General features: G+C 66.7%; 10 protein-coding genes. 4 read left to right on the forward strand and 6 right to left on the reverse strand.

The genetic code is table 11. The features are described 5' to 3' along the window. Nucleotides 1-3 precede the first annotated feature (3 nt). The 6 genes from WS64_RS34135 to WS64_RS02685 all read right to left on the reverse strand — a co-directional run bounded on the left by WS64_RS34135 (nucleotide 4) and on the right by WS64_RS02685 (nucleotide 7,032). Nucleotides 4-906 carry a sulfotransferase family 2 domain-containing protein gene (locus tag WS64_RS34135; RefSeq protein ID WP_155720383.1) on the reverse strand — a complete coding sequence of 301 codons (903 nt, stop codon included), beginning with the start codon at nucleotides 904-906 and terminating at the stop codon, nucleotides 4-6. Between the two features lie 687 nt (nucleotides 907-1,593). Then, entirely contained in the window at nucleotides 1,594-2,700 is a 1,107-nt protein-coding gene (locus tag WS64_RS02665; protein WP_059574189.1) for an MraY family glycosyltransferase, read from the reverse strand. 27 nt (nucleotides 2,701-2,727) lie between these two features. Continuing rightward, nucleotides 2,728-3,750, reverse strand: coding sequence for a UDP-glucose 4-epimerase GalE (galE, locus tag WS64_RS02670; RefSeq protein WP_060965658.1), 1,023 nt, complete (start codon nucleotides 3,748-3,750; stop codon nucleotides 2,728-2,730). A 15-nt stretch (nucleotides 3,751-3,765) separates the two neighbouring features. Continuing rightward, entirely contained in the window at nucleotides 3,766-4,902 is a 1,137-nt protein-coding gene (locus WS64_RS02675) for a glycosyltransferase family 4 protein (RefSeq protein ID WP_060965659.1), read from the reverse strand. Nucleotides 4,903-4,954: 52 nt separating this feature from the next. After that, complete coding sequence (locus WS64_RS02680) at nucleotides 4,955-5,779, reverse strand: glycosyltransferase (protein ID WP_060965660.1); 825 nt, start codon at nucleotides 5,777-5,779, stop codon at nucleotides 4,955-4,957. Further along, nucleotides 5,776-7,032 carry a lipopolysaccharide biosynthesis protein gene (locus WS64_RS02685; RefSeq protein WP_059641920.1) on the reverse strand — a complete coding sequence of 419 codons (1,257 nt, stop codon included), beginning with the start codon at nucleotides 7,030-7,032 and terminating at the stop codon, nucleotides 5,776-5,778. Before WS64_RS02685 ends, WS64_RS02680 begins: the two co-directional genes overlap by 4 nt. A gap of 246 nt (nucleotides 7,033-7,278) precedes the next feature. Between WS64_RS02685 and WS64_RS02690 the strand changes: the two genes are divergently transcribed. The 4 genes from WS64_RS02690 (at nucleotide 7,279) to waaA (ending at nucleotide 12,138) form a co-directional block, all read left to right on the forward strand. Continuing rightward, entirely contained in the window at nucleotides 7,279-8,673 is a 1,395-nt protein-coding gene (locus tag WS64_RS02690) for a phosphomannomutase/phosphoglucomutase (RefSeq protein WP_060965661.1), read from the forward strand. A 171-nt stretch (nucleotides 8,674-8,844) separates the two neighbouring features. Continuing rightward, nucleotides 8,845-9,840, forward strand: a complete 996-nt coding sequence (gene waaC, locus WS64_RS02695) for a lipopolysaccharide heptosyltransferase I (protein WP_060965662.1) — start codon at nucleotides 8,845-8,847, stop codon at nucleotides 9,838-9,840. A gap of 23 nt (nucleotides 9,841-9,863) precedes the next feature. Next, entirely contained in the window at nucleotides 9,864-10,748 is an 885-nt protein-coding gene (locus WS64_RS02700) for a Kdo hydroxylase family protein (RefSeq protein WP_059574331.1), read from the forward strand. Nucleotides 10,749-10,785: 37 nt separating this feature from the next. Further along, nucleotides 10,786-12,138 (forward strand): lipid IV(A) 3-deoxy-D-manno-octulosonic acid transferase, encoded by a 1,353-nt coding sequence (waaA, locus tag WS64_RS02705; protein ID WP_060965663.1) that lies wholly within the window; start codon nucleotides 10,786-10,788, stop codon nucleotides 12,136-12,138. Nucleotides 12,139-12,151 lie beyond the last annotated feature (13 nt).

Raw genomic sequence — 12,151 nt, forward strand, 5'->3', positions numbered from 1 at the left:
CCGTTACGGTGCGAGTAGTGCCCCGTAACGGGCAATTGCCCTCATGGTGATTTGTCGCTGGAGCGACGGTATCTTCGCGCCCCTGGGAAATCGCCGTATCGCCAGCAGGGACCAGAGCTTCACATCGAGCCTGCATCGGTCGTCCAGCAATGACAACGTCTCCTGATCGAGTTCCTTGTCGAGCCGGATGCGCAGATTTTCCGGCACACGTGCAGTCGAATTAAGATGCATCATTGGCAGATCGGTCCTGAACCAACGATTCAAATTTTGATGAAAATGTGGGTTCTCGATAATATCGCTGTAAGCAATTGAATCGAGTCGACTCAGTGCGTCTCTCAGTAATCTGGAGTCCTGATCCGGGGAGATGAACGAATCATTCCCGATACGTTCGTCCGGCCACAATAGCATGCGAGTGGCCAGATTATCCGTTTGACACGCAATGCGTGGATCCGTCAGGAATTCTTTCAGGGTGCCGCGCGAGAGTTTGATGCAATCTTGCCAACTTCCCCAACGCACAAGATATTCGTCCGACATACATCGCCAGTACACCCAATGAGACAAGAGGCGGGATAACGGCTCGCGAAGGAAAGTCAGTAGTTGGGCGTGCGGGTATCGATGCGTCAAAGTGCTGTAAGAGAAATGGCCCATGATCAGCTTCGATTCGGGCATCTTGCTTTCGTCAAGATGGATTGTCTGCGCAACCTCATCATCGAACTCCGAGAGTCGATCAAATGTGCCGAGCAGTAGTCGATCGATTCCTCGAACTTCGTCGTTGATTTTCAAGGATTGCGATATGCCGGTGATGACTGATGTGCCCGCCGTTTTCGGGACGTGCATGATCGCAAGCGGCTTTTCGTGGTTACGCGGTTCGTTTTTAAATCTGGGAGTAGTGAAATAGTCGAACACGATCTAATTGGAGATGATCTATCAAAATCGCCTTGGGCAGACGATTTCTTCACGATGACTTGCGACAAGTAGAAGGCCGGCGGGGAATGCGTGCGGCTATGTCGGGATGTCAGTTTATCGGTAAAAAAAGGCGGCTGCCACAATACCGGCGTCGAAGGCGGCCCATCGTCGGGATGTCCGGCGGCCTCAAGCAGCTCAATTTCTACGTTGCACGGTCGTTTGCCTGTTCCGCCGCTCAAGGGACGGGCTTTTCGGGGCATGCCGGACGTCGCGTTCGACGCCGATCCGAACAGCGGCGAAGCAGTCGCCGTGGGCGGACAACTCGAGATAGTGGGCGGGACGAATCTGTCCGCACCGCTATTTGCTGCGACCTGGGCGCGCGTGTTGTCCAGTGCCTGCGCGACGAATCTCGATTTTGCGGCGCCCACGCTCAGGTCACGACGCCATCGGTCTTTCGCGATATCACCTACGGGGCGAGCGGCGCGTACAGGGCAGGTTCGGGATGGGACTTCGTGACCGGCTGGGGCACACCGAACGTCAGCATGCTGTATTCGTCGGTATGCAATTCGGCCCGTGCCGTCTATAGCGCCGGAATCAACGAAGGGACGACGCTAAAGCCACTAGTGATACGGTCCGTCGGCATCGACGCGCCATGCGAGCCGACAACGCGCCGGCTACCCGCACCCCTCAATACCCCCCCTTCCCCTTCCTCACCACCATCCACCGCGGCGCCCTGAACCTGACGATACTGAGATAAAGCCACACATAAGTCAGCGCGAACACCACGACAAAAACGAACAGATGCACGGTATGCCGCCAGAACAGCGTCGCCGGAATCACCGCGACGAGGCACAGCAGCCACAGATAAGGTGACGTAAGCGAATTCCGCCGCGTCAGATCGTGCGCGTGCTTCGTCCCCACGGCCCACCGCATCAGCCGCTTGTACACGAGCATATGCAGATGCACGCCGTCCGGAATCCCCGGCGACATCCCGCGGATGAACTTCTTCCGGTAGATCGAGAAGCAGGTCTCGAAGATCGGATACATGAACAGCAGCACCGGATACCACGCGGACACCTCGCGGTTGCGCATCACGAGCATGATCGCGAGCTCCGCGAGCATGAAGCCGATGAAATACGCGCCGCCGTCGCCGAGAAAGATCAGCCCGGCCGGGAAATTCCACAGGAAGAAGCCGAGCACGGCGCCCATCATGATGATCGACGCCGACATCACGACCGGGTCGTTGACGTGGAACGCGACATACGCGAGCGACGCGAACATCATGAAGCTGACCATCGACGCGAGCCCGTTGAAGCCGTCGATGATGTTGATCGCGTTCGCGAGCGCCGCGACCGCGAGCACGGTGATGAACGCCGAGATGGCCACGTAGCCGAGCAGAAAATCGAGCGGCGGCACGCTGATGCGCTTGACCGCGATACCGAGCAGCCAGAACGCCAGCGCGGCCGCGCCCATCGTGCACAGCAGCCGCGCGCGGGGCGACACGCGCTTGGTCAGGTCCTCGACGAGGCCGGACAGGAACGCCGGCAGCCCGCAGGCGACGATCCCGAGAATGCTGCCGGCGATCGTCGGGTAGCGTCGCGACACGACAAGTGCGGCAATCACGACCCCGGCGAGGATCCCGATGCCCCCCACTCGCGGCACGGGCCGCACGTGGAATTTCTGCACGCCGGCCAGGTCGCTGTCGATCGAGAATTTCTCGTGAAGGTGCGCGTAGCGCACGATGAACAGCGTGACGAGCAAGGAGACGATGAAGCCGGACGCGAAGCTGAGCATGGGATCGCTCGAAAAATGGACAGCGGATTATACAAAACCGCGCGGGTTCCCCTCCTGCCATCGCCAGTGGTCGGCACACATTTCCTCGATGCCGAGCGTCGCACGCCAGCCGATGATGTCGGCCGCGGCCTGCGGGTTCGCATAGCACTCGGCGATGTCGCCCGGGCGGCGCGCGACGAGTTCGTACGGCACCGGGCGGCCCGACGCCTTCTCGAACGCACGCACGACTTCCAGCACGCTGTAGCCCTGGCCGGTGCCGAGGTTCACGACGAAGCTCGCGTCGCGCGTGGCCAGCGCATCGAGCGCGGCGATGTGCCCCTTCGCGAGATCGACGACGTGGATGTAGTCGCGCACACCGGTGCCGTCCGGCGTCGGGTAGTCGGAGCCGAACACGCGCAGCTTTTCCAGCTTGCCGACCGCGACCTGCGCGACGTACGGCATCAGGTTGTTCGGGATGCCGGCCGGATCCTCGCCGATCAGCCCGCTCGCGTGCGCGCCGACGGGGTTGAAGTAGCGCAGCGTGGCGATCCGCCACGACGGATCGGACACCTCGAGATCGCGCAGGATCTGCTCGGCGATCAGCTTCGACTGGCCGTACGGGTTCGTCGCGGACAGCGGGAACGATTCGTCGATCGGCGAGCGCTCGGGCACGCCGTACACGGTCGCCGACGAGCTGAACACGAACTGCCGGACGTTGCGCTCGCGCATGACCTTGAGCACGGCGAGCAGGCCGCCGATGTTGTTCTGGTAGTACTCGAGCGGCTTCGCGACCGATTCGCCGACGGCCTTGAGCGCCGCGAAATGAATCGTGCCGGTGATCGGGTGCGCGTCGAACACCTTCGCGAGCGCGGCTTCGTCGCATACGTCGACCTGGTGGAACGCGGGCGTCTTGCCCGTGATCCGCTCGATGCGCCGCACCGATTCAGCCTTGCTGTTGACGAGGTTGTCGACGATCACGACGTCGTAGCCGTTGTCGAGCAGCTCGACGGCCGTATGCGAGCCGATATAGCCCGCGCCGCCGGTAACGAGGATGGTGCCTTTAGCGGACATTGTTGATGCGCTCCTTCAGAGTGTGAATCCCGTCAACGAATGGATGGTCTCCCTGTAGCGTTCGACGACCTGCTGTTCGTCGAATTCCGCCGCGACCTTGTGTCGGCCGCGTGCGCCCATCGCCGCGCGGCCTTGCGGCCCGAGCGCGATCATGCGAATCAATTGTTCCGCGAGGCTTCCGCTGTCGCGCACGCGGCACAGGAACCCCGTTTCGCCGTCGGCGACGACGTCGCGGCAGCCCGGCACGTCGGTCGCGACGATCGGGCGGCCCATCGCCGATGCCTCCATCAGTGTGCGCGGCACGCCTTCGCGGTACGACGGCAGCACGACGCAGTCGGCCGCCGCGATGTGCGGGCGCACGTCGTGCGCTTCGCCGAGGTACTCGACGATGCCTTCGCCGACCCACGCGTCGACGTCCGCGCGACCGATCGCGCTTGGATTGTCGACGCCGAGCGGCCCGAGCAACTGGAAGCGCGCGTTCGGAAAGCGCTCGCGCACGACACGCGCGGCTTCCACGTATTCACGCACGCCCTTGTCCCACAGCAGCCTGCCGATCAGGATGAAGACGGGCGCGTCGCCGCCCGGCAGCGGCACGGGCGAGAACTGTTCGAGATCGACGCCTTCGCCGTGCAGCAGCCGCGCGCGCTCGGGATGCGCGAGCAAGCGCTCGTCGGTGAAAGTCGCGAGATCGTCGCGGTTCAGGAACCACACCTCGCGCGGAAAGCGGAACGCGAACCGGTACAGGCGCTTCGCGATGCTCGCCGCGCGGCTCTTCTGGATGAACACGTAGCCGAGGCCCGTCGTCACCGCGATCGACGGCACGCGCGCGAGCCATGCGGCCACCGAGCCGTAGATGTTCGGCTTGATCGTGTAATGGAACACGAGGTCGGGCCGCAGCGCGCGGTAGTGGCGCGCGAGCGCGGCGAGCGTGCCGAGATCCTCGCGCGGGCTCGTGCCTTTCGACGCGACCGCGAGCGCGACGTAGCGGCAGCCCATCTGTTCGAGCAACGGCACCGTACGGTCGTGCGGCGCGATCACGATGACCTCGGCGCCGCGCGCGACGAGCGCACGGATCAGCCCGTGGCGATACGTATGGATCGCCCAGGCCGTGTTGCAGACGAGCGCGATGCGCAGCGGAGAGGTGGCGGACATGAAAAAAAGAAAAAAATAAAGCGTCGAAATTGCCGAACGGGCCGAATGCGCGTCAGGCGGACGGCCGCGCGGCGAACAGCGTCTGCTTGATGCGCTGCAGCGTACGGTACGGCGTCACGAAATGCAGCAGGTTCTTGGCGAGGCCGGCCCAGTCGTACGGGTTCAGCACGTTGAAGTGGCGCAGCAGCAGCGTGAGCGTCGATACCAGTTGGCGCCGGCGCTTGGTCGCGCTGATCCCGCCCTCGTTCAGCTCGTAATACAGGCCGAGTTCCGGCAGGTTCGCGCAATCGTAGCGTTGCATTAACCGTAAAAAAAGATCGAGATCCTCGGCCGCGCGGTACTTGGCCCGATAGTTGCCCACTTCGCGCACGGCGTCGATGCGCAACATGACCGACGGATGCACGAGCGGCGAGCGCAGGAAGCGCGTGCGGCGCAGCGTGCGCGGATCGGTGGGCGGCGTGAGCATGAAGCGCGGCTCGCCGGCGCGCGACACGACCTGCGTCCACATGCCGACGCAGGCGACGCGCGGGTGGGCGCCGAGATACGCGCGCTCTTTCGCGAGGCGCCGCGGCGCGGCGAGATCGCCCGCGTCGATGCGGGCCGCGTAGCGGAAGCCGCGCGCGGCGAGCGCGTCGATGCCGGCCGCCAGCGCGCGTTCGATGCCGCCGTTTTGCGGCATGCGCAGCACGTCGATCGCGAGGCCCGGCAGGTCGGGCGCGACGATCGGCGGCGTGCTGCCGTCGTCGACGATCAGCACGTGCACGGGCGCGTCCTCGCGAAACGACGCGAGGGTCCGGACGACGTCGTCGTGCCCGTTGTAGGCCGGCATCAGCACGGCCACGTCGTCGAGCGGGGGCTGGCTATCGGGGTGCATCATGTTCGCAGCTTGAAACGGATGTAATAAAAGTTGACGGCGGCAGCAGCCAGGTAGCCGGCCGCCAGCCCGACGAGCGCGCCGTACAGGCCGAGCCGCGGGATCGCGAACAGGTTGACGAGCGCGGCGATCGCCAGCGCGAGCAGCCATTTCGTGAGCAACACGAATTTTGCTTGATATTTGAGAACGATAAGATTGCCTATCGCCTCGATGCCGGCCGGCACGGACAGCCACACGGCCCAGCGGAAGATGTCGACCGACGCCTCGTAGCCGCGGCCGAACACCTTGCCGACGATCAGCGGGGCGGCGGCGTCGAGCACGAGCGCGCCGGCCGTCATCAGGCCGGCCGTCATCGCGATCAGCCGGACGATGTTGCGGCGCAGCCGCGCGACGTCCTGCACGCGGTAGACGAAGGCGGGCGCGATGGTCTGCGCGAGCATCAGCGCGAGCGTGATCCAGTTCTCGTTGAGCTGCTGCGCGGCCGAGTAGCGGCCGAGATCGGCGAACGACACATGGCGCTCGAGCATCAGGCGGTCGAGCTTCAGGAACAGATACATGCAGATGAGGCCGAGCCAGAACACGGTGCCGGCCGTGGCAAAGTGCCGGAACAGCGGCCTGTCGAACGTCCAGCCGAGCGCGCCGCCGTTACGATGGCGGTAGTACAGCAGCAGCGCGAAGCCGATCGCGGCGGCTTCCAGCGCCCACAGCCACGCGAAGCGGGCGGGGCCGGCGGCCGCGCGCACCAGCAGCCACACGAGCAGCGCCTTGGCGAGCGCGGTGACCATGCTGGCGACGAGCTGCGGCTTGCTGTAGGTCATGCTCTGCAGCCACGCGTTGATCACGCCGACGAACGGCTCGCGGAACACCATCGTGACCGCGAGGCCCGCGAGCATCGCGCCGACCAGCGGGTCGAAGGCCCCCGCGGCGATCGCGATCCAGGTCGCGGCGAGCGCGGCGACCGACACGGCGATGCGCAGCACGAACGCGCTGCCGAGCACCGCGCCGAGCTGGGCGGGCGGGCGCTGGACGATGGTCGGGACGAGGATTTCCGCGCCGCACACCCAGGTGAGCGGCGCCAGTACCAGGAGCAGCGTATTCGCATACTGCCATTTGCCGAACACATCTGGCCCGAAATAACGGGCCAGCAGGCCGCTGATCGCGATCGCGACGCCGATCTGTGTAAGCCGTTCGAGCCCCAGCCAGACGAGGTTCGCGACGGCTTTCGCGACGTCCGGGTTGCCGAAGCGCTTCAGCATGCGCGGCAGCGGCGGCGCGCGGGCAGGGCGGCCGGAAGCGGCGGGTGGGCGGCGGCGGGACGGCCAGGCATTAAAATGGGCGATATGCGCGTCATCGAAACCCGCGATTATAAGTGGGATCGCGACCGCGCCAGCCGTTCCATTCCTTGTTTTGCGGGGCCGCATGTATCATGCGCGGCACCGGCGAGAGGCGGCCAGCCAAGCCAGACAATTTTCCATGCACGCAACTGAGAGAGAAGAGAATCGATGATCTCCCAATCCATCTTCAAGGCATATGACATCCGTGGCGTGGTCGGCAAGACGCTCGACGTCGACACGGCGCGCGGGATCGGCCGCGCATTCGGCAGCGAAGTGCGTGCGCAGGGCGGCGATGCGGTCGTCGTCGCGCGCGACGGCCGCCTGTCCGGGCCGGAACTCGTCGGCGCGCTGGCCGACGGCCTGCGTGCTGCGGGTGTCGACGTCGTCGACGTCGGCATGGTGCCCACGCCGGTCGGCTATTTCGCGGCGAACGTGCCGCTCGCGCTGAAGGGCGGCGAGCGCCGCGTCGATTCGTGCATCGTCGTCACGGGCAGCCACAACCCGCCCGACTACAACGGTTTCAAGATGGTGCTGCGCGGCGCCGCGATCTACGGCGAGCAGATCCAGGCGCTGTACCGCCGCATCGTCGACGAGCGGTTCGAGACGGGCAGCGGCACGTATGAGGAAATCGACGTCGCCGATCAATACATCGCGCGCATCGTCGGCGACGTGAAGCTCGCGCGGCCGCTGAAGCTGGTCGTCGACGCCGGCAACGGCGTGGCCGGCCCGCTCGCGACGCGCCTGTTCAAGGCGCTCGGCTGCGAACTCGTCGAGCGCTTTACCGACATCGACGGCACGTTCCCGAACCACCATCCCGATCCCGCCCATCCGGAAAACCTGCAGGACGTGATCCAGGCGCTGAAGGACACCGACGCCGAGCTCGGCTTCGCGTTCGACGGCGACGGCGACCGCCTGGGCGTCGTCACGAAGGACGGCCAGATCATCTATCCGGACCGCCAGCTGATGCTGTTCGCGGAAGAAGTGCTGTCGCGCAACCCGGGCGCCCAGATCATCTACGACGTGAAGTGCACGCGCCACCTCGCGCAGTGGGTGAAGTCGAAGGGCGGCGAGCCGCTGATGTGGAAGACGGGCCACTCGCTGGTCAAGGCGAAGCTGCGCGAGACGGGTGCGCCGCTCGCCGGCGAAATGAGCGGCCACGTGTTCTTCAAGGATCGCTGGTACGGCTTCGACGACGGCCTGTACACCGGCGCGCGCCTGCTCGAGATTCTCGCGAAGACGGCCGATCCGAGCGCGCTGCTCAACAGCCTGCCGGACGCGATGAGCACGCCCGAACTGCAGCTCTGGCTCGACGAAGGCGAGAATTTCCGCCTGATCGACAAGCTGCAGAAAGAGGCGAAGTTCGACGGCGCCGAGGAAGTCGTGACGATCGACGGCCTGCGTGTCGAGTACCCGGACGGCTTCGGCCTCGCGCGTTCGTCGAACACGACGCCGGTCGTCGTGATGCGTTTCGAGGCCGAGACGCAGGAAGGGCTCAAGCGTATCCAGGAAGACTTCCGCCGCGTGCTGACGGCCGCGAAGCCGGACGTCAAGCTGCCGTTCTGAGCGCCGGCGGCCGGCGGGCCGCCCGTACGACGGCCGTTCATCGGCCGTGTTCATCCCGAAAAGCGGCGCGCGCCCCGGGCGCGCGGCCGCTTTTTGTCTGTCCGGTCGTCCGGCCGCGATAAAATCCCCCCTTTATGTCCGTCGCCGGCTGCCAGCCGGCGTTTTTTCAGCGTGCAAAAGATCCTGATCGTGCGCGTGTCGTCGCTGGGCGACGTCGTGCACAACATGCCGGTGATCGCCGATATCCGGCGCCGCCACCCCGATGCGCAGATCGACTGGCTCGTCGAGGAAAGCTTTGTCGACCTCGTGCGGCTCGTCGACGGCGTGCGCAACGTGCTGCCGTTCTCGCTGCGCCGCTGGCGCAAGAAGCCGTTCTCGGGCGCGACGTGGCGCGAGATCCGTGCGTTCCGCCGGCGCCTCGCGGCCGAGCAGTACGACCTCGTGATCGACTGCCAGGGCCTCATCAAGACGGCATGGGTCGCGAGCTGGGCGCGCGGCCCGCTCGTCGGGCTCGGCAACCGCACCGACGGCGCCGGCTACGAATGGCCGGTGCGCTTCTTCTACCGCAAGCGCGTGCCGATCGCGCCGCGCACGCACGTGGTCGAGCGCTCGCGGCAGCTCGTCGCGGCCGCGCTGGACGACCCGGCGCCGACGCCGGCCGATCCGGTCGAATTCGGCCTCGACACGCGCGCGGCGGCGCTCGCGGTGGCCGCGCTCGGCCTGAACCTGCCGGTGCCGTACGTCGTGTTCGTTCACGCGACGTCGCGCGCCGACAAGCAGTGGCCGGATGCCGCGTGGATCGAGCTCGGCCAGGCGCTCGTGCAGCGCGGAGCGTCGCTCGTGCTGCCGTGGGGCAACGACGCGGAACGCGCGACCAGCGAGCGGCTCGCGAAGGAATTCGGCGCGGCGGCGATCGTGCCGCCGAAGCTGTCGCTGCCGGCCGTGGTCGGGCTGATCGACGGCGCGGCCGCGACGGTCGGGGTTGATACAGGTCTGGTTCACATCGCGGCCGCGCTGAAGCGTCCGACGGTCGAACTGTACAATTTCGCGACGGCCTGGCGGACCGGCGGCTACTGGTCGCCGAACGTCGTCAATCTCGGCACGGCGGGGCAGCCCCCGTCGATCGCGCAGGTGAAGTCGGCGCTCGCGGGCTTCGGTCTCCTGTAATGCTGTCCACACGCGAACCGATCATGAGCGAATCCCAGATCATCGAAGTCCCGTCCGCCGACTGGAGCGGACACAACCTGTCGGCGCCGCGCGAGCAGTTGCTGGCGGCGGTCGAGGAAGGCAAGGTGCTGTATTTCCCGCACCTGCGCTTCGCGATCGAAGGCGGCGAGGAAGCGTTGCTCGATCCGGCGCTCGCCGATCCGAAACGCAAGAACATCAGCCTCGCGCCGAACGGTGGCGCGCTTGCCGGCGTGCTGGGCGACAGCGTCACGCAGTCGGCCGTGCGCGCGCTCGTCGCGCGCTTCCAGCAGCAGGCCGGCACGCTCGTCGACGGCCTTTTCCCCGAATATCGCGGCAAGCTGCGCGTCGCGCCGACGAGCCTGCGGCTGATGCAGGTCGAAACGCGCCAGACGTCGTGGCGCAAGGACGACAGCCGGCTGCACGTCGATGCGTTTCCGTCGCGGCCGAACTACGGCGAGCGCATCCTGCGCGTGTTCACGAACGTGAACCCGGCCGGCACGCCGCGCGTGTGGCGCGTCGGCGAGCCGTTCGAGGACGTCGCGAAGCGTTTCCTGCCGAAGATCCGGCCGCAGTTGCCGGGCTCGGCGTGGCTGCTCAACCTGCTGCACGTGACGAAATCGCCGCGCAGCGCATACGACCACCTGATGCTGAACCTGCACGACGGGATGAAGGCCGATCTCGACTACCAGAAGACGTGTCCACAGCAAACGATGCCGTTTCCGCCGGGCAGCGTGTGGATATGTTTCTCCGATCAGACTTCGCACGCTGTGATGTCCGGCCAGTTCATGCTCGAGCAGACCTTCTTCCTGCCGGTCGATGCGATGGTGCGCCGCGAGTGCGCGCCGCTCGGCATTCTCGAACGCCTGACGGGCAGGGCGCTGGTTTGAGCGCGCCCCTGTTTCGACGCAACGCCCGGGCGGCCGCATGCTGAGGGCGATCTATCGTGCGCTGTGGTGGCTCGTCGCGCCGGCCGCGGTCATCCGGCTTTATGTGCGTTCGCGCAAGGAGCGCGGTTATCGCGAGCATATCGGCGAGCGCTTCGGCCAGGTCGCGGGCCGCTCGCCGGACGACCGCGCGCCGCTGATCTGGGTGCATGCGGTGTCGGTCGGCGAGACGCGCGCCGCGCAGCCGCTGATCGATGCGCTGATGCACGCGCGCCCCGATGCGCGCATCCTGCTCACGCACATGACGCCGAGCGGCCGCGCGACGGGCGAACAGATCTTCGGCGATCGCGTGCTGCGCTGCTACCTGCCGTACGACATGCCGGGCGCGGTGCGGCGCTTCCTGCGCGCATGGCGGCCGACGCTCGGCCTCGTGATGGAAACCGAGGTGTGGCCGACGCTGATCGACGAGTGCCGCCGCGCGGACGTGCCGCTCGTGCTGACCAATGCGCGGATGTCCGCGCGCTCGTTCCGGCGCGCGGCGAAGTTCGGCGCGGCCACGCGCGACGTGTTCGGCGGCTTCTCGCGCGTGCTCGCGCAGAGCCCGGCCGATGCGGAGCGGTTGACGTCGCTCGGCGCCCGCAACGTGACCGTGCTCGGCAACCTGAAGTTCGACATGACGACGCCGCCGGAGCTCGCGGCACGCGGCCATGCGTGGCGCGACGCGATCGGCGCGCGGCCGGTGTGGGTCGCGGCCAGCACACGCGAGAACGAGGAAGCGCTGGTGCTGCAGGCGTTCGCGGAAATGCGCACGCCCGGCGCGCTGCTGGCGCTCGTGCCGCGTCATCCGCAGCGCTTCGCCGAAGTCGAGGCGCTCGTCGTGCGCAGCGGGCTCAAGTGTGTGCGGCGCTCCGTCTGGGCGGCCGATGCGGCCGCGCTCGCGGCCGGCCGGCCGGCCGCCGAACCGTTGGCCGGCGACGTGACGGTGCTGCTCGGCGATTCGATGGGCGAGCTTGGCGCGTACTACGCGGCGGCCGACATCGCGTTCATCGGCGGCAGCCTGCTGCCGCTCGGCGGGCAGAACCTGATCGAGGCGTGCGCGGTCGGCGTGCCGGTGCTGATCGGGCCGCACGTGTTCAACTTCACGCAGGCGACCGCCGATGCGGTCGCGGCCGGTGCGGCGATGCAGGTCGCGGATCCGCTCGATCTCGCGCACGTGCTCGACGCGCTGTTCGCCGACAAGGCACGGCGCATCGCGATGGGCGCGGCCGGCGCGGCCTTCGCGGCGCGTCACCGCGGCGCGACCGCGCGTACGGTCGACGTGCTCGCCGCGCTGCTGCCGCCCGTCGAAGCCGACACGCGTGCGCTGCCGGGCGCCGCTTCCGAAGACGAATAGACGAAGGGCGGCG

The organism is Burkholderia anthina (genome assembly GCF_001547525.1).
In the GTDB taxonomy this organism is placed as follows: Bacteria; Pseudomonadota; Gammaproteobacteria; order Burkholderiales; family Burkholderiaceae; genus Burkholderia; species Burkholderia semiarida.

Excerpts from the sequence above, each read along its gene's own strand:
- WS64_RS02665 (WP_059574189.1), bottom strand. The coding sequence starts at position 2,700 with ATGCTCAGCTTCGCGTCCGGCTTCATCGTCTCCTTGCTCGTCACGCTG.
- galE (WP_060965658.1), bottom strand. The coding sequence starts at position 3,750 with ATGTCCGCTAAAGGCACCATCCTCGTTACCGGCGGCGCGGGCTATATC.
- WS64_RS02675 (WP_060965659.1), bottom strand. The coding sequence starts at position 4,902 with ATGTCCGCCACCTCTCCGCTGCGCATCGCGCTCGTCTGCAACACGGCC.
- WS64_RS02680 (WP_060965660.1), bottom strand. The coding sequence starts at position 5,779 with ATGATGCACCCCGATAGCCAGCCCCCGCTCGACGACGTGGCCGTGCTG.
- WS64_RS02685 (WP_059641920.1), bottom strand. The coding sequence starts at position 7,032 with ATGCTGAAGCGCTTCGGCAACCCGGACGTCGCGAAAGCCGTCGCGAAC.
- WS64_RS02690 (WP_060965661.1), top strand. The coding sequence starts at position 7,279 with ATGATCTCCCAATCCATCTTCAAGGCATATGACATCCGTGGCGTGGTC.
- WS64_RS02700 (WP_059574331.1), top strand. The coding sequence starts at position 9,864 with ATGAGCGAATCCCAGATCATCGAAGTCCCGTCCGCCGACTGGAGCGGA.
- waaA (WP_060965663.1), top strand. The coding sequence starts at position 10,786 with ATGCTGAGGGCGATCTATCGTGCGCTGTGGTGGCTCGTCGCGCCGGCC.